Annotated in this window: 18 protein-coding genes; 12 read left to right on the top strand and 6 right to left on the bottom strand. The window is 54.1% G+C overall.

Going from position 1 to position 20,383, the window contains the following annotated elements:
* Window positions 1–15: 15 nt before the first annotated feature.
* Together TH19_RS09295 and TH19_RS09290 are read right to left on the bottom strand one after the other, a co-directional pair.
* Window positions 16–225: a hypothetical protein gene (locus TH19_RS09295; protein ID WP_114102055.1), complete on the bottom strand. Its 210-nt coding sequence runs from the start codon at window positions 223–225 to the stop codon at window positions 16–18.
* A gap of 141 nt (window positions 226–366) precedes the next feature.
* Window positions 367–1,467 (bottom strand): site-specific DNA-methyltransferase, encoded by a 1,101-nt coding sequence (locus TH19_RS09290; RefSeq protein ID WP_114102054.1) that lies wholly within the window; start codon window positions 1,465–1,467, stop codon window positions 367–369.
* A 488-nt stretch (window positions 1,468–1,955) separates the two neighbouring features.
* Between TH19_RS09290 and TH19_RS09280 the strand changes: the two genes are divergently transcribed.
* From TH19_RS09280 to TH19_RS09245, 8 genes are all read left to right on the top strand, one after another.
* Window positions 1,956–2,960, top strand: a complete 1,005-nt coding sequence (locus tag TH19_RS09280; RefSeq protein WP_114102052.1) for a BMP family protein — start codon at window positions 1,956–1,958, stop codon at window positions 2,958–2,960.
* 232 nt (window positions 2,961–3,192) lie between these two features.
* A complete protein-coding gene (locus tag TH19_RS09275) occupies window positions 3,193–4,791 on the top strand; it encodes an ABC transporter ATP-binding protein (RefSeq protein WP_114102051.1) in 1,599 nt (532 codons plus the stop codon).
* Complete coding sequence (locus tag TH19_RS09270; RefSeq protein ID WP_114102050.1) at window positions 4,788–5,855, top strand: ABC transporter permease; 1,068 nt, start codon at window positions 4,788–4,790, stop codon at window positions 5,853–5,855. The genes TH19_RS09275 and TH19_RS09270 overlap by 4 nt, the downstream gene beginning before the upstream one ends.
* An 11-nt stretch (window positions 5,856–5,866) precedes the next feature.
* Window positions 5,867–6,808, top strand: a complete 942-nt coding sequence (locus tag TH19_RS09265; protein ID WP_114102049.1) for an ABC transporter permease — start codon at window positions 5,867–5,869, stop codon at window positions 6,806–6,808.
* Window positions 6,809–6,855: 47 nt separating this feature from the next.
* Window positions 6,856–8,145 (top strand): amidohydrolase family protein, encoded by a 1,290-nt coding sequence (locus tag TH19_RS09260; protein ID WP_114102048.1) that lies wholly within the window; start codon window positions 6,856–6,858, stop codon window positions 8,143–8,145.
* Between the two features lie 46 nt (window positions 8,146–8,191).
* A complete protein-coding gene (locus tag TH19_RS09255; protein WP_114102047.1) occupies window positions 8,192–8,800 on the top strand; it encodes a flavin reductase family protein in 609 nt (202 codons plus the stop codon).
* A gap of 168 nt (window positions 8,801–8,968) precedes the next feature.
* Window positions 8,969–10,270 (top strand): esterase-like activity of phytase family protein, encoded by a 1,302-nt coding sequence (locus TH19_RS09250; protein WP_114102046.1) that lies wholly within the window; start codon window positions 8,969–8,971, stop codon window positions 10,268–10,270.
* A 97-nt stretch (window positions 10,271–10,367) separates the two neighbouring features.
* Window positions 10,368–11,339: an SAM-dependent methyltransferase gene (locus TH19_RS09245; protein WP_181846371.1), complete on the top strand. Its 972-nt coding sequence runs from the start codon at window positions 10,368–10,370 to the stop codon at window positions 11,337–11,339.
* Here TH19_RS09245 and TH19_RS09240 read toward each other — a convergent pair.
* Window positions 11,330–11,740 carry a GFA family protein gene (locus TH19_RS09240; RefSeq protein ID WP_258547886.1) on the bottom strand — a complete coding sequence of 137 codons (411 nt, stop codon included), beginning with the start codon at window positions 11,738–11,740 and terminating at the stop codon, window positions 11,330–11,332. The two genes, TH19_RS09245 and TH19_RS09240, sit on opposite strands and share 10 nt — an antisense overlap.
* Before the next feature lie 235 nt (window positions 11,741–11,975).
* Between TH19_RS09240 and nadB the strand changes: the two genes are divergently transcribed.
* The 3 genes from nadB (at window position 11,976) to TH19_RS09225 (ending at window position 15,286) form a co-directional block, all read left to right on the top strand.
* Window positions 11,976–13,622: an L-aspartate oxidase gene (gene nadB, locus TH19_RS09235; RefSeq protein WP_114102045.1), complete on the top strand. Its 1,647-nt coding sequence runs from the start codon at window positions 11,976–11,978 to the stop codon at window positions 13,620–13,622.
* 62 nt (window positions 13,623–13,684) lie between these two features.
* On the top strand, window positions 13,685–14,134 hold the full coding sequence (locus TH19_RS09230) for an MOSC domain-containing protein (protein WP_114102044.1): 450 nt from the start codon (window positions 13,685–13,687) through the stop codon (window positions 14,132–14,134).
* A gap of 81 nt (window positions 14,135–14,215) precedes the next feature.
* Window positions 14,216–15,286, top strand: a complete 1,071-nt coding sequence (locus tag TH19_RS09225) for a GAF domain-containing protein (protein WP_114102043.1) — start codon at window positions 14,216–14,218, stop codon at window positions 15,284–15,286.
* Window positions 15,287–15,292: 6 nt separating this feature from the next.
* On the opposite strand, the gene TH19_RS09220 is transcribed toward TH19_RS09225, so the two are convergent.
* Window positions 15,293–15,907: a DUF4269 domain-containing protein gene (locus tag TH19_RS09220; RefSeq protein ID WP_181846370.1), complete on the bottom strand. Its 615-nt coding sequence runs from the start codon at window positions 15,905–15,907 to the stop codon at window positions 15,293–15,295.
* 134 nt (window positions 15,908–16,041) lie between these two features.
* Here TH19_RS09220 and TH19_RS09215 point away from each other — a divergent pair, with 134 nt between their 5' ends.
* Window positions 16,042–16,998 (top strand): AEC family transporter, encoded by a 957-nt coding sequence (locus TH19_RS09215; protein WP_114102041.1) that lies wholly within the window; start codon window positions 16,042–16,044, stop codon window positions 16,996–16,998.
* 60 nt (window positions 16,999–17,058) lie between these two features.
* Here the strand turns inward: TH19_RS09215 and TH19_RS09210 are convergent, their stop codons facing one another.
* Together TH19_RS09210 and TH19_RS09205 are read right to left on the bottom strand one after the other, a co-directional pair.
* A complete protein-coding gene (locus TH19_RS09210) occupies window positions 17,059–18,165 on the bottom strand; it encodes a YHYH protein (protein WP_220151717.1) in 1,107 nt (368 codons plus the stop codon).
* Between the two features lie 114 nt (window positions 18,166–18,279).
* Complete coding sequence (locus tag TH19_RS09205; protein WP_114102186.1) at window positions 18,280–20,142, bottom strand: ABCB family ABC transporter ATP-binding protein/permease; 1,863 nt, start codon at window positions 20,140–20,142, stop codon at window positions 18,280–18,282.
* Window positions 20,143–20,383: the final 241 nt, after the last annotated feature.

Here is a 20,383-nt window from a genome sequence, read left to right as displayed (position 1 = left end):
CCTTGCGCGGCGCGATCAGGCGTAAATGTCGATTACCTGTCCACGTCCCTCGGTCGGGGCGGGTGCCGCCTGCTGCGAGGTTTGCGTTTCTGCTGTTTGCTCGATCCGCTGCGTCGATGGCGAATTCAGGTCATTATTCCCGGTCTCAGCAATCGGGGCTGCCGCCTGCTGAATTTGAATCGGGTTCGGTGCATATCCTGCACCACCTACTGCACCTGCTTGCATTGCCTATCTCCATCTATCCTTGCGGATAACATCTCGTCGTCAATTCATAGCAAGTTTTCGCGCAGAAAGCAAAAGCCGGTGCAATTTTTCAATCGCACCGGCCTTTAGGCATCAATGATTTATCGGGTTTTCCGATCCGGTTCAGGCGGGGACCTGACCCATTTCCTTGCGCAGCTGGGTGCGCAAATTGTCGATCGAAACCAGACGTCCGTCACACTTGTAATGCCAGAAAGTCCAACCATTACAAGCCTGTGCGCCCTGAACATGTGCACCGATCTGATGGATCGAACCGGCATTGTCCTTGTGGCTGATCGAACCATCAGCACGGACCATCGCCGCAACATTTCCACGGTTGTCATAGATTTTGTCGCCTGGCGCCAAAAGACCGCGTTCGATAACCGCACCGAACGGAATCCGCGGCAAAGAGCGTTTCGATTCGGTCAGCTCAAGGCTGTCGCCATCAAGCATCTGGACCTTGGCGATACGATCGCGCGCTGCTTCGGCATAGGTATCTTCGCGCTCAAGCCCGATGAAGTGACGGCCAAGACGACGGGCGGCAGCACCGGTCGTACCTGTACCAAAGAACGGGTCAAGGACAACATCACCCTGACGGGTCGTTGCCATCAGAACACGCTGAAGCAATGCTTCGGGTTTCTGGGTCGGATGAACCTTCTTGCCTTTTTCATCCTTCAGACGCTCCGAGCCCGAACAAATCGGCATCAACCAGTCAGAGCGCATCTGCAAGCCTTCATTCAGCTGCTTCATCGCTTCGTAGTTAAAGGTGATTGCCTTTTGCTCTTCGCTTTTGGAACACCACAGAAGCGTTTCATGCGCATTGCAGAAACGTTTGCCGCGGAAGTTCGGCATCGGGTTGGTTTTGCGCCAGACGATGTCATTGAGGATCCAATAACCGATGTCCTGAAGCATGTTACCAACGCGGTAAATGTTGTGGTACGAGCCAATCACCCAGATCGCGCCGGTATCCTTCAACACCCGGCGTGCGGCGGTCAGCCAGTCACGGGTGAACTCGTCATAGTGACGGAAGCTGTCAAACTGATCCCAATGATCGTCGACAGCATCGACTTTGGAATTGTTCGGACGCAGCAGGTCACCGCCAAGCTGAAGGTTGTAGGGCGGATCGGCAAAAATCAGATCGACGGATTTTTCCGGCAGACTGTTCATCAGTTCGATGCAATCGCCCACCAGGACCTGATCGAGTGGTAAAGTTGTTTTTTGAGTCATGATGCCTTCTAGGTTCCCCCTTGAAATCTTGATGAAAGCATCAACTGAAATAGTTAATGAAAGAGTTAACCGACTCCGAAATTTTTCAAGGATTCGCATTGTGTTAGAAAGTGCGCATTCTGTTTAGACAATCTTAACCGGTATGCTCCAAAAACCGGAAGATTTTGGTCCTGCTTTGCCACGGGCCCACCAAATCGCAATCCCCCGGTCAGACCGGGTGGACTCCGCACCATCCGGCCCGGCACAATCAGCACATTCAGACCGCCACAAGTGCTCGGATCACCCTTTAGGTGAATAAACAAGGCTTTACACACGCCCAAAGCCATTTGAATGCGGCCAAACATCCCAAATAACTATACCAAACGATAAAAACTGACCATTTGGACAGAACAGACTTTGCCTCATTTCTGATCGTGTATACAATCTGCCCACGATATATGCATAAAAGTTGAACTTCGCATAACGGCAATAACCTGCAGGGGGACATAATGAAGTCTGGTACTTTCCGCCTTTCCCGCCGCGCACTGCTTTCGGCCATGGCAGCCGCAGCAGCAGTGGTTTCCTTTGGCTTTGGCACACCGGCACAGGCAGATCCGCTTAAAGTTTCAGCGATCTACACCGTTCCGGTCGAGCAGCAGTGGGTTTCGCGCATTCACAAGGCGCTGACCGCAGCCAAGGAACGTGGCGATATTTCCTACGAGTTTTCTGAAAACGTCGCCAATACCGACTATGAGCGCGTCATGCGCGAATATGCGGAAAACGGTTCGAACCTGATCGTTGGCGAAGTGTTCGGCGTTGAACGCGCAGCCCGCAAGGTTGCAGCGCAGTATCCCGAAACCGCCTTCCTGATGGGTTCAAGCTTTGCCCCGGATGGCGACAATTTCTCGGTGTTTGACAACTTCATCCACGAGCCAAGCTACCTTGTCGGCATGGCAGCCGGTGCGGCAACCAAGTCGAACAAAATCGGCATGGTTGGCGGCTTTGCCATTCCGGAAGTGAACCGTCTGATGCATGCCTTCATGGAAGGTGCCAAGTCGGTCAATCCGGATGTCGAATTCATGGTGACCTTCATCAACAGCTGGTACGACCCGCCCAAGGCAAAAGAAGCATCCTTTGCGATGATCGATAAGGGCGCGGACATCATGTACGCAGAACGTTTTGGCGTTTCCGATGCGGCCAAAGAACGCGGCATTCTTGCAGTTGGCAACGTGATCGACACTGCGGCTGATTATCCGGGCACGATCCTTGGTTCGGCTCTGTGGCACATGGAAGCAACCGTCGACCATGCCATCGAAGCGATCAAAGCTGGTAACTTCAAGGCAGAAGATTACGGCAAGTTCAGCTACATGGAATTTGGCGGCGGCAGCGTTGTTCTTGACGCAAGCCTCCTTCCGGAAGGCACCGTTGCCAAGGTTGAAGCCAAACAGGCTGAAATCCTTGGTGGCAAGTTCTCCGTCACTGTGAATGACGAAGAACCGAAATCTTCGATGTAAGATTTGCTTAATTTCCGGGGGCAGTTCGGTGTAGAAGCCGGACTGCCCTTTTCTGTTTGGCCCTGTTTTGCAGGGTCATCGTAATTTGGGGTCGTCACTGCACACCCATTATGCCGTGGTTACCAACCCGATGATGTGACTGGTTCGTTGAACTTGCGCTTTGTCCCCGGGTCCCGCACCATCGGTATTTCGCCCCACAGCGTGACGCAAAAAAACAAAACGGATTACCCGGATGTCATCTGCTGCGCAAACATCACAAGAAACGTCCCAAGACCTGCTGCTTGCGCTTGCAGGCATCACCAAACGATTTGGCCCGCTGATCGCCAATGACGCCATCGACCTTATGGTCCACAAGGGCGAAATTGTTGCCCTGCTTGGCGAAAACGGTGCGGGCAAGACAACATTGATGAACATTCTGTTCGGTCACTATGTCGCGGATGAAGGCACCGTCACGGTTGCCACGCGCGACGGCAACCTTGAACAGCTTGAACCGGGCGCCCCGCAGGCTGCCCTTGATGCCGGGATCGGCATGGTTCATCAGCATTTCACCTTGGCCGAAAACCTTACCGGGCTTGATAACATCGTTCTGGGTACCGAGCCGATTTTCCGCCTGCGCCGCGACCGCACCAAGGCCCGCGCCAAACTGGCAGAATTGATGGCCGGATCGGGTTTGAATGTCGATCTTGATCAACCGGTTCACAAACTGACCGTTGGTGAAAAGCAGCGCGTTGAAATCCTTAAGGCCCTTTATCGCGATGCCCGGCTTCTGGTTCTGGATGAACCGACCGCGGTTCTGACCCCGCAAGAAGCCGACAGCCTGTTTGCCGTTCTTCGCAAACTGGCCCAGAACGGTCTGGCCGTGATTATCATTGCCCATAAACTGGCCGAAGTTCTGGCCGTATCGCACCGGATTGCGGTTTTGCGTGGCGGCAAGAAGGTCGGTGAAATGCTGACAAGTGACGCCGATCATCGTTCCATCGCCGAATTGATGGTTGGGCGCGAAGTTCCGGTCAGTCGCCGGGTCGCACGCGAACCGGGCAAACCGGTCATTACCCTTTCCGATGTCACGATTGATCGTGGCGATTCAAGACGATCCCTGCATGGTGTTTCCATCACTGCGCATGAAGGCGAAATTCTCGGCATTGCCGGTGTATCGGGCAATGGTCAGGCCGCCCTTGCGCAACTGATCGCAGGCCTTGATAAACCCGATCAGGGTTCGGTCGAGTTTTTTGGCGAAAAGGTCGTAAAATTCGACGCCCATCAATTTGCGCAAAACGGCATCGCCCGCATCCCCGAAGACCGTCATCATGATGGCATGGTCGGATCGATGACGGTGGCGGAAAATATCGCCATCGAAGATGTCCGCAATGCCGGTTATCAGAAATTCGGTTTCCTTGATTTTGATGCGATCCGCAAACGCGCCGAACACGCCATCACCGATTATGATGTGCGTTGCCCCGGCCCGGATGCCCCGGCGCGCCTGTTGTCGGGCGGCAATATCCAGAAACTTATTCTGGCACGCGTTTTGGAAAAATCACCGAAACTGATCCTTGCCAATCAACCGTCCCGCGGTCTTGATGTCGGCGCACAGTCCGAGGTCCACCGCCGTTTGCTTGAAGCCCGGCAAAACGGCGCAGCCGTGATCCTGATTTCCGAAGACCTTGATGAACTTCTGACCATTTCCGATCAGATCGCCGTCATCCATGCCGGTCACATCACACCGGCCATGACGACCGATACCATTGATCGATCCGAGCTTGGATTGATGATGGCCGGCCAGAAGAAAACCCATCATGCCTCGACCAACGCACATTCGGGAGAAACGGCATGATCCGCTTTGAACCCCGCCCCAATCCGGGTCCTGTTCTGACATATGGCGTTCCGGTCATTGCCGCCGCCATTGCCATTTTGCTTGCCGCCATTCCCCTTGCGTTGGCTGACGCCCCGATCATCAAGGCATATGGCCTTATGATCAGCGGTGCATTCGGGTCGGTCTTTTCGATTTCGGAAATGCTGACACGCGCAACGCCCCTGATCCTGACTGGGCTGGCGGCTGCTATCGCATTCCGTGCAAAACTTTGGAATATCGGTGCCGAGGGGCAGCTTTACATGGGGGCCATGGCCGCCGTTGCAGTTGGTGCCGGTGTGATTGACGGTCCAAGCTGGATCATGATCCCGGTCGTGATGATTGCCGGTGCAATTGCCGGTGCCCTGATGCTGATCGGGCCGACATTGATGAAAACCCGTCTGGGTGTTGATGAAGTCGTCACCACGCTTCTTTTGAACTTCATCGTGCTGTTGTTTGTGCAAATGATGCTTGAAGGTGCCCTTAAAGACCCGATGTCGATGGGGTGGCCGCAATCAGAACCGATTATCGATAGTGCGGTTTTCCCGCCGCTGATTGAACGGATGCGTGTGCATTTTGGCCTGGTCATCGCGCTGGTGTCGGCCATTGCCCTGGCGGTTTTTGTAAAACGCACCGTTTGGGGCTTTGAAATTCGTGCTGTCGGTGAAAATGCCGCTGCGGCGAAATTCGCCGGTATCTCGGTCACCAAAACCATGATCCTTGTTGCCGCCCTTTCGGGCGGTTTGGCCGGATTGGCCGGGGTTGCAGAAGTGGCCGGAACACGCGGTTATCTCGCAACCGACCTGTCACCGGGTTATGGCTATGCCGGAATTGTTGTTGCCATGCTGGCGCGTTTGTCGCCGGTCGGTGTGATTGCATCGGCCCTGTTTGTGGCATCGGTGTTTGTCGGTGCAGATTCCATGAGCCGCGCGATTGGCGTTTCCAGCTATCTGGCTGATCTGATTGTCGCAATGGCGTTGCTTTGTGTTTTGATTGGCGGCTTCTTGACCCGGTTTACGGTTCATTTTGATCGCAATACAGCCGGTTAAGGAGAACAGACATGGAAATCATCGACATTCTTCTTGCCGCCAGCTTCTGGGAAGCCGCCATTCGGATCGCAACCCCGCTGATCTTCGGGGTGCTGGGTGCGCTTGTTTGCGAACGCGCCGGGGTTCTTAACCTTGGTATCGAGGGGATCTTTACCGCGGGGGCCATGGCCGGATGGATGGCTGTTTGGCTGGGTGCCGGTCTTTGGGGCGGTGTGCTTGTTGCCGCCTTGGCCGGTGCGTTCTTTGGCCTGATCCATGCGATCCTGACCGTACCGCTCGGCCTTAGTCAGCACGTATCAGGTATTGGTGTGACGCTTCTTGCGACCAGCCTTTCCTATTTCACCTATCGCACGGCCCTGCCCGATGTGTCATCACCGCCGCGCATCGAGCCGTTCCGTCCGCTTGATATTCCGTTCCTGTCAGATTTGCCATTCATTGGTCAGGCGCTGTTTTCACAAACCGCGATGACGATGCTGGCCCTTGTTCTGGTGTTTGTTACCGGCTGGGTTCTGTATCGCACACCACTTGGCCTTGCGATCCGTGCGGTTGGCGACAACCCGTCCTCGGTCGAGGCGCAGGGGCTTTCGGTTTATGGTCTGCGTATCGGTGCGGTTGTTGTCGGTTCATCCCTGATGGCATTGGGCGGCGCGTTCCTGACCATGTCGGCCTTTGATGCGTTCTTCTTTGGCATGATCAATGGCCGTGGATGGGTTTGCATTGCGCTGACCGTGTTTGCAAGCTGGCGTCCGGGCAAGGCATTGATCGGTGCCCTGCTGTTCGGGGCCTTTGATGCGTTTCAGGTTCGCCTGCAAACCGAAGTGGGCGCATTCCTGCCATCGCAGGTCTTCCTGATGATGCCTTATATCCTGTCGATCATTGCCCTGATTGTTGTTGCCCGTAAGGCCGATTATCCCAAGGCACTTCTGGTGCCCTGGTTCAAAGGCCAGCGTTAATCACAACAATCCGTTTAAGACCGCCCCCCAAGACCAAGGATGACGCCATGCAAGCCGATCTGATTTTGAAAAATGCCAACATCGCCAACGGACAGGCCGGTGTTGATATCGCTTGTAGCAATGGAAAGATTGTCGAAATCGGCCACAACCTGAACATCCCCGCGACCGAGGAAATCGATTGCGGCGGCATGCTGGTCAGCCCGCCTTTTGTCGACAGTCACTTCCATATGGATGCCACCCTGTCGCTTGGCCTGCCGCGCATGAATGAGTCGGGCACCCTTCTGGAAGGCATCGCACTGTGGGGCGAACTTAAACCGCTTTTGACACCCGAAGCCGTGATTGAACGCGCCCTTAAATATTGCGACCTTGCAGTATCCAAGGGGCTGCTTGCCATCCGCAGCCACGTTGACGTTTGCGATGACCGGTTGCTGGCCGTTGATGCGTTGCTTGAAGTCAAAAAGCAGGTCGCGCCCTATATCGACCTGCAACTGGTTGCTTTCCCGCAGGATGGCTATCTGCGCAGCAAAACCGCGAAGGAAAACACCATCCGCGCCCTTGATAAGGGCGTTGAGGTTGTCGGCGGCATTCCGCATTTCGAACGGACCATGGCCGACGGCGCGCAAAGTATTGCGGAACTGTGCGAAATGGCGGCTGATCGTGGCCTGATGGTTGATATGCATTGCGATGAATCTGATGATCCCTTGTCACGTCATATCGAAATGCTAGCGTACGAAACCCAGCGTCTTGGGCTTCAGGGGCGCGTTGCCGGATCGCATCTGACATCGATGCATTCGATGGATAATTACTATGTGTCCAAGTTGATTGCGCTGATGGCCGAGGCCGAAGTTTCCGCCATTGCCAATCCGCTGATCAACATCACCCTTCAGGGCCGCCATGATACCTATCCGAAACGCCGTGGCATGACCCGCGTGCCGGAACTGCGCAAAGCGGGCCTGACCGTTGCATTCGGCCATGATTGCGTCATGGACCCCTGGTATTCGATGGGGTCGGGTGACATGCTTGAAGTCGCATCAATGGGCCTCCATGTTGCCCAGATGACATCGCGTGATGATATCCGGGCGTGTTTTGATGCCGTGACCAAGGAACCGGCCAAGATTTTGGGACTTGAAGGTTATGGCATCGAGGTCGGCAACAATGCCGATTTCGTCGTGCTGCAAGCTCGCGATACCATCGAGGCCATCCGCATGCGGGCCAATCGTCTATTCGTTATCCGTCGCGGCAAAATCATTGCCGAAACGCCAATGACCCAAACCCGCCTGCATCTGGCAAATCGCCCAGATCATGTGCGTGAGCATGAATATGCCCCAGGCCAGTAATTGATCTGGCCAGAATTTAAAGACCACCTGCAAAACGGACGCAGCCATGTTTTACGAACCCGGAAAAACGCCGCATAACCTGCCCCATGATCCGTTCAAGGCCTGTGTGGCACCGCGTCCGATTGGCTGGGTTTCGACCCTTGATAAGGACGGGCGTCCCAATCTCGCACCTTATTCGTTTTTCAATGCGGTTCTTGGCACCCCGCCGATGGTGATGTTCTCGTCTGGTGGTTCGATTGACAGCCTGCAAAACGCCCGGGATACCGGCGAGTTTGTTGTTGGCGTTGCCCCGCGTGCGATGCTTAAGGAGCTTAATTTCTGCTCCTCCCCGCTTCCACCGGGTGAAGATGAATTTGAATATGCCGGGCTTGAAAAGCTTCCGGCGAAATGTGTCAAACCGCATCTGATCAAGGGTGTGCCGATCCATATGGAATGCATGGTCTATCAGATTGTCGATTTACCCAGTGCCTTTCCCGATAAACGTCCCTGCGCGATGGTAATCGGCAATGTGGTTGGTTTGCATATTGATGATGACATCATTCGCGATGGCATGGTCGATATCACCCTGTTTGAACCGCTCGCCCGGCTGGGCTATCAGGAATATGCCAGCGTGTCGGAAACCTTCACGGTGCGCCGCGAAGATTTCTGGAAATAGAAAAAACGTTAACCGCCTGATCGGTTTCATCAAAACGACCCGCAAGCGCAAACAAACTGTCACAGAGAACATCTAATGTGAACAGGAACACAGTTCGCTCGAACATTTCCGGGCTTGAGCTGTGCCTTTTTGTACATTTTTCAGATTTTTCTGTGGGGGATCCATTCCATGAAACGGACGTTTGCAGCTGGTATTGCCGGCTTTGCCGCATTGCTTCTTGCCAGCTCGGCGATGGCAGGCGAGGCCAAGGTTTTTGAAACCAAAAGCGCGATCAACAATCTTTCAACCGTGATGGTTGATGGCGGCAAGGCCCGTGACCTGACCGTTGGTCTAGGTTCTGGTGCATATCGTCGCCCGGGTGATCCTGCCAACATGTTCTATGCCGTTTCCGACCGCGGTCCGAACTTTGTTTGTGGTGACGTTCAGGACGTTCTTGGTGTTGCCGAAGACGTCGTTTGCAAAGGCAAAAAAGTCCGTATCTATCCGACCCCGGATTACTCGCCGTCAATCTACACCATCTTCCTTAATGACGATGGTAGCTTTGACATCAAGGACGTCATCACCATCAAGGATCAGAACGGTGTTCCGCTGACCGGCCTGACCAACAAACTGACCGTTGCCAAAACCGAAAAGCCGGTTGATGCAAACGGCAATCCGCTTGAACAGTCGGTGTCTTCGATCGATGCCGAAGGCATCATTCGTCTGGCAGACGGTTCATACTGGATCGGTGAAGAAAACGGCCCGTCCGTTTTGCATGTTGCAGCTGATGGCACTGTAAACGAACGTATTGTCCCGGCCGGTTCGGAAAAGGATTTCGAAGGTGCGGCCTATAAGGTATCGGGCGGTCTTCCGGCCATTCTGGTCACCCGTCAGACCAACCGTGGCATTGAATCCATGGCCGTTTCGCCAGACGAAACCAAGCTGTATTTCATGGTTCAGAACCCGCTTGCAAACCCGAATGCCGATGCCTACAAGGCCGCCAAGAACACCCGCCTGTTCGTTTATGACCGCGTGGCAGAGAAGCTGACCGGCGAATATATCTATCAGCTTGATGATCCGCAGACCTTCCGCAACGATCCGTCCAAGAAACAGAATGCCCCGCGCATCTCCGAGGTTCTTGCCCTTGGCAATGACCGCCTTCTGGTTCTGGAACGCACCGACAAGACCACCAAGCTGCATGAAATCAAGCTTGATGGTGCAACCAACATTCTTGCGACCCGCTGGGATGACATGTCCACCAGCCCGTCGCTGGAACAGGAAAACGATCTTTCCAAGATTGATCTGGTTGCTGTGAACAAGACCCTGCGCTTTGACAGTGCCGATTACCCGGAAGCACCGAACAAGCTTGAAGGTCTTGCCATCATGGGCAATGGCGCGCTTGCCATGATCAATGACAACGATTTCGGCATCAAGGGCGACCCGACCAAGGTCATCCTGATCGAAGGTCTGGTTCAGGCCGACAAATTCTGATTTGCCACCTTTTGACCTGGCACATCACTGCGGGAAAGCTGTTATGCAGCTTTCCCGCTTTTTTATTGCCTGAAATGGGCGTAAAAGCAGGCCCATGATGACAAACACACAGACATTCGACACCCCGGACGGCATTGATGCCGTCATTGAACCCATGGATGCCACCGGCTACCTTGCCCCTGTCGGGTTTGAGGAACAGTTGTTCAATGAACTTGGCGATGTGATTGAACGCCATGACCGGTTGATGTTCGCACCCGGTCCGGAACGGCGTGTCTTCTGGGCTCAGAATGTCTGGCGCAATCCGGTCAGAATTGCCATTCCGTCGATCAAGGGTGCCGCCAAAATCCTGAAATTCAATCAGCGCAACTGGGCAATGTTCAAGTTTGATCATTTTTCCCGTGCCAAGCTGATCGAGGCAAATCTTCCCCATGTTTCGGCCAAGCGTCAGGTATTTGGCGAACCGGCCCCGACCGCGCCACTTGGTTCATGGACACTGATTGATCCTGATACGATCATTGCATCGGCGGATTGTTCAAGCCAGTGGAAAAATGGTGAAGTCGAGTTTGAAGAAGACAAGATCACCCCGCCAAACCGCGCCTATCTGAAACTTTGGGAAGCCTTCACCCGGCTTGGCGCCTATCCGCAGGCCGGTGACCGGACCATGGATCTGGGCGGAAGCCCCGGCGGCTGGACCTGGGTTCTGCATGAATTTGGCACCGATGTGATTTCCATCGACAAGGCCCGACTTGATCCCAAGATCGCCAACCTTCCGCGCGTTGATTTCCGTCAGGAAAGCGCATTTGGCCTGAACCCGGAAGAAGTCGGCTATATCGAATGGCTTTGCTCGGATGTCATTTGCTATCCGGATCGCCTGTTCACACTGGTCAATCAGTGGATGGATGCAGGCATGGCGACCAATTTTATCTGCACCATCAAATTGCAGGGCGATACGGATTATTCCGCAATTACCCAGTTTGCCGACATCCCCGGATCAAAGGTCGTGCATCTTTATAACAACAAGCACGAACTGACCTGGTTGAAGGTGCCCGGCGTTACCGATCAGGATTGATCAAGGTCCCTGATCGCCGGATCAATCGGGTAATAGTCACCCTTGTCCGCACAGAAAATCTGGCCGCCTGTCTTGATGTTAGCGCTATCATCAAGGGTGCCGGGCGTAACAGCCATATGATCGGCGCGCACCGGACGCCAGAACAAGCCGGTGCCGCATTCCTTGCAAAAACCACGATCGGTTTTTTCAGACAGCCGATACCAGCGCAATCCGTCATCGCGGATCAGAACCAGATCATGCCGGTTAAACCGGGCATAGGAACTGACATGTCCGTGCAATTTGCGACACAGATTGCAATGACACATCACCGTGTCATTAACCGGACCATTGATTTCATAGCGCACAGCGCCGCAATGGCAGCCACCGCAATAGTCGGTTTTCGTATCTGATTGTGCGTTCACCGCGACCTCCCCTGATCGGTGATGAATGGTTCTTTTTTATCTGTCACGGTCGGGAAATAATGCAACCATCCCCTTCCGTAGTTTTACCGATATCCTTATTCGTCACACTATTTCAGACAAATATGTTTGAGATTGGCGAAAAGCAGTCCTATTCTGCGCCATCTGTTCGGAGCCGGATGATGACGCCACCGCGCCAGTTCCGCCATCTGGCACCGCCCGAAAGTGATGGGATAAAATGTCCGAAAATTCTTTCCATTATGATGTGCTTGTCATCGGAAGTGGTGCGGCGGGTCTGTCCACTGCCCTCAAACTTGCCCCGCATGTAAAAGTCGCCGTTCTTTCCAAGGGAAAGATCGATGACGGCTCCACCAACTGGGCACAGGGTGGCATTGCCGCCGTGCTTGACGCGACCGACAGCATCGAAAATCACGTCCGTGATACGCTGATTGCCGGTGCTGATCTTTGCAAACGCGAAACCGTTGAATTTGTTGCCACCAATGCGCCGCGCGCCATTGCATGGCTGGATGAACTTGGTATTCAGCTGACCCGCGATCCGGACGGCGACAACAGCCAGCCATTTCACCTGACGCGTGAAGGTGGCCACAGCCACCGCCGTATCGTCCACGCAGCCGACGCGACAGGGCGGGCGGTTCAGACCACCTTGCAAAGCCAGGCGGTCAATCATCCGAACATCAAGATTTTTGAAAACTATCTTGCGATTGATCTTGTCACTGATCGCAAATTCGGGGGCGAAGGCCGCCGTTGTATCGGTGCCTATGCGCTTGATCTGGAAACCGGCAAGGTAAAATCCTTTAACGCCCGTACGGTCATTCTTGCGACCGGCGGTGCCAGCAAAGTTTACCGTTTCACATCCAACCCGGATGGATCGACCGGCGATGGTATCGCCATGGCATGGCGTGCAGGCTGCCGGGTGATGAACATGGAGTTCAGCCAGTTCCACCCGACCTGTCTGTATCATCCGCAGGCCAAATCATTCCTGATCACCGAAGCGGTTCGAGGTGAAGGCGGCAAACTGTTGCTGCCTGATGGCACACGTTTCATGAACCGGTTTGACGAACGGGGTGAGCTGGCCCCGCGTGACATTGTTGCACGCGCCATTGACCATGAAATGAAACGTCTTGGTGCAGATTGTGTTTACCTTGATATCACCCACAAGGGTGCGGATTTCATCAAGGAACATTTCCCGACCGTTTACGAGACCTGCCTTGGTTATGGCATCGATATGACCAAGCAGCCGATCCCGGTTGTTCCGGCCGCTCACTATACCTGTGGCGGGGTTCTGACCGATCTGCGCGGACGTACCGATCTGACCGGGCTTTATGCCATCGGCGAATGTGCAGGCACGGGCCTTCATGGTGCGAACCGTCTTGCATCCAACTCGCTTCTGGAATGTCTGGTGTTTGGCGAAGCCGCGGCCAATGACATTATCGATGCCCTGCCGGTCGAGGATCATTTCAAACCGATCCCCGATTGGGATGAAACCGGCATCACTGATTCCGATGAAGAAGTCCTTGTTGCCCATAACTGGGAACAGCTTCGCAACGTGATGTGGGACTTTGTCGGCATTGTCCGCACGACAAAACGCGTGCAGCGTGCCCAGCACCGCGTTGATTTGCTATTGTCCGAGATCGACGAATATTACGGCAATTTCCGCGTTACCAATGATCTTCTGGAACTGCGTAACCTGTCGGTGGTGGCCAAACTGATCATTCAATCGGCCTTGTGGCGTCGCGAAAGCCGCGGGCTTCATTACACCACCGATTATCCGGAACTTGATCAAAGCGGATCGCCGCGCCAGACCATTCTGGTGCCCGAAAACTTTGCCGGACGCTGGGTTATTTCCGGTCAGTGGAAAACCTGACCGGAATTCACAAATCACAGGGGACCTTTCAGGTCCCCGTTCATCTGTCATAGAGGGCCGCCATGGCACAGAATGCCGAACTGATCGGGATTGCCCGCAAATCAAAATCCCGCGCCCCGATGGAAACGCTGGAACAGGTCACCGTCACCACCGAGCTTGGCGTGGATGGTGACTTTCGGGGCAAATTGCGCCGCCGTCAGGTCACCATTCTGGCCGAAGAAGGCTGGCAGGCGGCGATCAATGATATTGCAAGGCCCGACCTTTCATGGACCACCAGACGGGCCAACCTTTTGGTGCGTGGCATTGATCTGCCCCGCGAAAAAGGCAGCAAGATCACCATCGGCACGGTTACATTTGAAGTGACCGGCGAAACCGATCCCTGCACCCGCATGGACGAAGCGGCACCGGGCCTGAAAGATGCGATGACACCCGACTGGCGCGGCGGCATTACCTGTCGCGTGATTGAAAGCGGCCAACTTTCGGTTGGAGATCAGGTTTGCCTGAAAGCCTAGAACAAAAGCCAACTTGATCGACCGCCAGAAACAACTAATATTCCCGCCGCAAGGAACCTGATCAACCGGGGATATGGTCGCATGAAAAAAGCCGAGCTGCCGGAAAACGAAACAGCCCGACAGAAGTCGCTTGAAAGCATGGGCATTCTGACCAGCGTTGCCGATCCCGAACTTGATCGTATCACCCGTGTTGCCCAGCGTATTTTTGGCTCGGAAATCGTTGCGATTTCGCTGCTTGATAATGATCGACAATTCTTCAAGTCCAATATCAATCAGCCAAGCTCGGAAACGCCGCGCGATATCTCTTTTTGTGGCCACGTGATCCTCGGCGACACGGCCTTTGTCGTTGAAGACGCCCAGCAGGATGAACGTTTCCATGACAATCCGCTTGTCACCGGCATCCCGAATGTGCGGGCCTATGCAGGCGTGCCGCTAAGCAATCCGGACGGCTACAAGATCGGTGCCTTGTGCGTGGTCGACACCCAAACCCGGCAGTTCAGCCAAGAGGATCTTCAAATCCTTGAAGACCTTGGGCACTGGGCAGAAACAGCAATTGCGCTTCGTTACGGGTCTCGAACCCCGCAACAGGTTCTGGATGATCTTGATCCGGCCAAGCATGACATGCTGATCGATCCGGAAACCCGGACGTGGAACGATGTCGGGATGCGAGAATTCCTACATCGCGAATTGATCAATGCCCGCCTGAAGCATAGTACGATTGCGATCTATCGGTTTGAAATTGATGACCATGAACGCCTTGCCAGCACCTATGGCAATGATACCCTTAAGCGGATTGTCCAGGCCATTGCATCGGCAACCAAGTCGTCGCTTCGCGACCGTGATGTTGTCGGGCGGGTTGATGAATGCGGCTTTGCCTGTTTGATGCCCAATGTTCGTCAGGAACAGACAAGTTTTCTGGGCTTCAAACTGTGCGATACCGTGCGCGAACAATGCCGCTTTACCGACATGAACGGCGATCCGGTCCGCATTACGGTCAGCGTCGGGGCAACCTGGGCCGAACCCGAAGCCAAACAGCATTTCAAATCAAACGAAATCCTTGAATTTGCCGCCGCAGCAATGGAACAGGCCAAGTCCGAGGGGATCGAGAATGTGGTTTATCGCGCCCTGCCGGTCCCGGCAGAAACCGCGTAACATCACTCAATCACGCGTGACATGTAACTTTGCCGCCAACTGATCAGGCGACAGGTCGATCATCTCTGCCAGTGCGATATAGGGGTCTCCCGATATTTCCAGCAACCGGGCAAAAGCCGGTTCCGTTTTAATGCCGCTTTCTTTAAGCGCACGGACTTCATCTGCAAACCCGCCCCCCATAAGGGCCAGAATACGGGCTTCGACCAGCATATGAATGAACCCGTATTGCGCGGTGCTTGGATGGTTGGTTGCAAATATCTCGATTGGTAAATCATCACAGACAAAATTCACCACCACAGCCGCCCCGACATTGGCCGTCGCTGATCGTTCATGACAGGAAAACTGGTCAAATGTGCCAAACTGACCTTGGCAAAACTCCCTGAAAGTTTCCAGATCAGTTACGTGACACAGAATGTCGATGTCCGACGTTGCAGTATCAATCGCGATCGGCAATGTCCCGGCGATCACCGGATCAAAATCCGCCAGAAGGTCGAGAATACGGTACTTCCGAACGATGCCAGCAGCAGCCAAGCCGCGTGCGGATGCCTTTCCCAGCCGGTCAAGACCACGAAAATCCGCAGCACTCAAACCATGCGACCAATCCATTACTGTTTGGTTCATTGACAAAACCATTCCGTTTCTTGACCCGACAGACCTTTGCGTAGATATCTGATTGTTGCAGGCATTCCAATTGCTTCTGCACCTGCCATCTACGCGCATCCAAACGCGTACCAACCAGAAAGCCCGTAAACCCTATGCTTGATATTCTGGCGATCACGTCACCGATCTTCATGATTATCGCAATCGGATATTTTGCCGTTCAACGCAACATTGTCCCGCAAAGCATCACCCGTGGCATGAGCGCCTTTGTGATGAACTTTGCGCTACCTTGCCTGTTGATCAGGGCGCTGGCCCAACGTGATCTGGCCGAGGTCATCGAACCGGTTTATCTTCTGGCCTATGGCAGCGGGTCACTTTTACTGTTCGGGTTTGGTTATCTATACGCATTGAAAGTCGCCGGTAAGGGACAGGCAAACGCCACCCTGCAAGGTCTTGGCATGTCGATGTGCAACAGTGGCTTTGTCGGTTATCCGGTTGTGTCACAGGTTCTGGGCCCGACCGCCGAAATTGCACTTGCCCTGTGCGTTCTCATTGAAAACCTTGTGATGATGCCCCTTGTTCTCGTCCTTGGGGACAGCGCCCAGAATAATGGCCAAAGCCGGATGCAGGTTCTCGGCAAGGCATTTATCAATCTGGGACGAAACCCGATCATTCTTGGCATTCTCATCGGATTGGTGATTTCGCTTTCCGGTGTCACCCTGCCCGGTCCGATTTTCAAAGTGATCGACATGCTGGCATCGGCGTCCGGGCCGGTTGCCCTGTTTGTCATCGGTGGCGGGTTAGTCGGCTTAAAACTTAAAGGTTTGCGTACCGATATGGCACGCATCGTCAGTGCCAAGCTTTTGCTGCATCCGATTGCCGTCTTTGTCCTGATTTATTTCCTACCGGAAATTGACCCGACTTTGCGCATTGCCTGCGTTGCCTTCGCCTGTTCCCCGATGCTGAGCATCTATCCGATTTTCGGGCAGCGCTATGGCCACGAAGGCCTTTGTGCCGCATCGCTTATGATGGCGACCTCCCTGTCATTTATCACCATCAGTACCGCCTTGTGGTTGCTTGATGCGACAAGTGTCTTTGGGCCGCTGAACTAAAAGAAAAAAGGAGCGCCATAGCCAAAGCGCCGCTTTTATCCTTAACCTGAATTCACGCCATCACCGGGGCGGCTGCCCGAACGGTGGACGCTGACCCGGGAAACCACCACCGGGTGGCGGCCCACGTCGACCATCTGGTCCACCACCACCGGGACCGCCGCCGCCAGGACCACCATTGCCACCAGGCATCATCCCGCCAGGCATTTTGGCAAAGCTTTGATCGCCGGCCCCCGCCAGCAGACGGGGAATGAACGGGAAGCTTTCCGTCACGAAATAGGCATAGGTTCCTTGTGGATATTCGGGGGTGACGGTTTCGCGGCCATTGGCCTCGTCCAGATCGCCAAGACCGGGCACAAATTCGAAATCCTCGCCATATGTTCCATCATATTTGCCACCGGGGCCACCGGACCGCGTGCCATTTTTGACCCGCCATGAACTGCGCAATGCCGTCACCGGTGATCCCGGATCGTTCGGGTTGGTATAACCAAACATTGCATAGATCGGGAAACCGTCGGCGGCAAAACCGATGCGAATGGAATGCTGGCTGGGTGACCAGCTTGTAATCAGGCCCTTGGGCACGCCGTGATAATGATAGGTACCATCGGGCTGCACATGGGCGTTATTTTGATCAAGCCCCAGATCAAGGGTCGGAGAAATCGCCTCGTAACGCCAACCGGACTGACGATCGCGTTGCCAGAATTCGGCAGTATAGGGATCAAACGGCACCCCGTTTACGGCCACCCCGAATGACAAGTGATCAATCGGTGCAAACCGCCCGGTTCGAACCGGGTTCAACGGCAAACGAAATTCAAGGGACTGCGCCTTGATCGAATTCGGATTGCTGCGGTTCGGGAAACTGCCCGTGGCATGATCAGGGATCGCATTCGACGAGATATATCGATACCGACCATCTTCGCGAATATTGACCTCGTTTGACAATGCCCAGGCCTGTTTGGTCGGATTAAGGACCATTCCCGCAAGTGGCAACATGCCAAGACCGACCAGAATATTGCGGCGCATCCGGTCGACTTCTTCGCGTGTATCACCGGCATATCGGCCTTCATCGACCGGTTCATGATGATGATGGTGGTCATGATGGCTGTGATGATGGACATGCGCATGTCCAAGTTGTTGATCCTGAAGCGCATGCAGTTCGCTTCTTGTCATTTTCGGCACTGGACTTTCCCCCAAAAGCAAATGTGACGTTATCCTGATATTTGGGGATAACGTCACACTGTTCCAGTGAAAAAACGTTCAGATGCGAAATCCGGCCAATTTACCCTAGTTCGGCTTTTCGCCTGCATGGGCCAGAATTTCCTCGGCCTCGCGGATTTCCTGTTGTTGCGCCCACATTTCGGAATACAGGCCTTCCTGTGCCAGCAATTCCTGATGGCGGCCGCGTTCGGCAACCTGTCCATCACGCAAGACGATGATTTCATCGGCATCAATGACCGTCGACAACCGGTGCGCAATCACAAGGGTCGTATGCCCACGTGACACATCGCGCAGGGCCTGCTGGATGTCCTTTTCCGTTCGGGTATCAAGGGCCGACGTTGCCTCGTCAAAGATCATGATCTTGGGGCGTTTCAACAACATGCGCGCAATCGAAACACGCTGTTTTTCCCCGCCCGACAATTTCAGACCGCGTTCGCCGACCATGGTTTTAAAGCCGTCGGGCAACGCACGTACAAACCCGTCGATACTGGCAAGTTTGGCGGCTTTTTCGATCTCGTCATGTTCGGCACCGGGACGGCCATAGGAAATATTATAGGCAATGGTATCGTTAAACAGGACCGTATCCTGCGGCACGATGCCTATTTCCTGACGCAATGAGTTTTGCGTCACATCGCGGATATCCTGCCCGTCAATCGTGATCCGCCCGCCCGATACGTCATAGAACCGGAACATCAGGCGTGTCAGGGTCGATTTACCCGCCCCGCTTGGTCCGACAACGGCAACGGTTTTGCCCGCCGGAACCTCAAAACTGACACCCTTCAGGATATTGCGATCCGGATTATAGGAGAAATGCACATCCTCGAACCGGATCGCCGCGTCCTTGCAGGCAAGGGCATTGGCATCTGCCTTGTCTTCAACTTCCTTGTCGACATCAAGCAACGAGAACATACGTTCCATATCGGTCAGCGATTGCTTGATCTGGCGATAGACAAAGCCAAGGAAGTTCAGCGGCATGTAAAGTTGCAGCAAATAGGTATTCACCAGAACGAAGTCGCCCACGGTCATGTTGCCGTCTTTGACGCCCTGTGCGGCAAGCAACATATTCAGGACAAGCCCCACCGCAATGATCGCACCCTGCCCGACATTGAGCTTGGAAAGCGAGACTTGTGACTGAACGGCGGCAACTTCGTACCCGCGAAGGGCGGCGTCATAACGCTTGGCTTCGTGGGGTTCGTTGTTGAAATACTTGACCGTCTCATAGTTGATCAGGCTGTCGATAGCCTTGGTATTGGCTTCGTCGTCGCGCTTGTTCATTTCGCGGCGGAACTTCATGCGCCATTCGGTCACCACCAGCGTGAAAACGATGTAAATCACGATGGTGACAAAGGTGATCAGCGCAAACCAGACATCATACAGCACCCACAGGATGACCGAGACCATAACGATTTCAAGCAAGGTCGGCAGGATGTTGAACAGCATGAAAGACAGCAAGAATTCGATGCCCTTGACGCCACGTTCAATCGCGCGGGAAAGCCCGCCCATCTGACGATCCAAATGGAATCGTAACGACAATCCGTGCAGATGTTGAAAAACACCAAGCGCCGAGGTCCGAATGGCCCGTTGTGCAACCTTGGCAAAAACCGCATCGCGCATCTCGCCAAAGGCCGATACCAGAATACGGACAAGGCCATATCCAATGATCAATGCCACCGGCACGACAATCAGCGATGTGGTGTCACCGCCCGTTGACTGGGCTGCGGCCCCGGCCTTCTCGCCGCCGCCAAGCGCATCAACCGCATATTTATACAATACCGGGATGTAAACGTTTGCGACCTTGGCACCGACAAGAAAAAGCAATGCGACGACAACGCGTGTTTTAAGCTCAAACTCGCCGCGCGGCCATAAATAGGGCAGGAATGTCTTGATAACGCCGAACTCTGCACGCGCAGTCGGCTGATCGGAACCCATATTTTTCAATTTCTTATCCCCAAACAGGTACCGAACAGCATTGCGGGATGTGCCGGTATATCTTTTCATTCTGTATCCAACAGATGGACCGGAAAGCCCGGTTTGGCAAGCACACCTGATCCTTTATATGCTTAAGAACATTGCGAACTGAGGGTTTGATGTCTATTTTGCCAATTTGTTGATAAAATCTCAAAACGACGGGTTTGACGCAGGTGCGATCAAACCGCTTTCTAGGAACGGA

Source organism: Thalassospira profundimaris (assembly GCF_003326675.1).
GTDB lineage: Bacteria > Pseudomonadota > Alphaproteobacteria > Rhodospirillales > Thalassospiraceae > Thalassospira > Thalassospira aquimaris.
Note: the sequence above shows the minus strand (reverse complement) of the source record. Positions and strands in the feature narration are given on the sequence as shown.

Bases quoted from the DNA above. Each gene is read 5' to 3' on its own strand.
- TH19_RS09265 (WP_114102049.1), top strand. From the start codon at position 5,867: ATGGAAATCATCGACATTCTTCTTGCCGCCAGCTTCTGGGAAGCCGCC.
- TH19_RS09215 (WP_114102041.1), top strand. From the start codon at position 16,042: ATGCTTGATATTCTGGCGATCACGTCACCGATCTTCATGATTATCGCA.
- TH19_RS09245 (WP_181846371.1), top strand. From the start codon at position 10,368: ATGACAAACACACAGACATTCGACACCCCGGACGGCATTGATGCCGTC.
- TH19_RS09255 (WP_114102047.1), top strand. From the start codon at position 8,192: ATGTTTTACGAACCCGGAAAAACGCCGCATAACCTGCCCCATGATCCG.
- TH19_RS09220 (WP_181846370.1), bottom strand. From the start codon at position 15,907: ATGAACCAAACAGTAATGGATTGGTCGCATGGTTTGAGTGCTGCGGAT.
- TH19_RS09230 (WP_114102044.1), top strand. From the start codon at position 13,685: ATGGCACAGAATGCCGAACTGATCGGGATTGCCCGCAAATCAAAATCC.
- TH19_RS09260 (WP_114102048.1), top strand. From the start codon at position 6,856: ATGCAAGCCGATCTGATTTTGAAAAATGCCAACATCGCCAACGGACAG.
- nadB (WP_114102045.1), top strand. From the start codon at position 11,976: ATGTCCGAAAATTCTTTCCATTATGATGTGCTTGTCATCGGAAGTGGT.
- TH19_RS09250 (WP_114102046.1), top strand. From the start codon at position 8,969: ATGAAACGGACGTTTGCAGCTGGTATTGCCGGCTTTGCCGCATTGCTT.
- TH19_RS09295 (WP_114102055.1), bottom strand. From the start codon at position 225: ATGCAAGCAGGTGCAGTAGGTGGTGCAGGATATGCACCGAACCCGATT.
- TH19_RS09290 (WP_114102054.1), bottom strand. From the start codon at position 1,467: ATGACTCAAAAAACAACTTTACCACTCGATCAGGTCCTGGTGGGCGAT.
- TH19_RS09270 (WP_114102050.1), top strand. From the start codon at position 4,788: ATGATCCGCTTTGAACCCCGCCCCAATCCGGGTCCTGTTCTGACATAT.
- TH19_RS09275 (WP_114102051.1), top strand. From the start codon at position 3,193: ATGTCATCTGCTGCGCAAACATCACAAGAAACGTCCCAAGACCTGCTG.
- TH19_RS09205 (WP_114102186.1), bottom strand. From the start codon at position 20,142: ATGGGTTCCGATCAGCCGACTGCGCGTGCAGAGTTCGGCGTTATCAAG.
- TH19_RS09210 (WP_220151717.1), bottom strand. From the start codon at position 18,165: ATGACAAGAAGCGAACTGCATGCGCTTCAGGATCAACAACTTGGACAT.
- TH19_RS09280 (WP_114102052.1), top strand. From the start codon at position 1,956: ATGAAGTCTGGTACTTTCCGCCTTTCCCGCCGCGCACTGCTTTCGGCC.
- TH19_RS09225 (WP_114102043.1), top strand. From the start codon at position 14,216: ATGAAAAAAGCCGAGCTGCCGGAAAACGAAACAGCCCGACAGAAGTCG.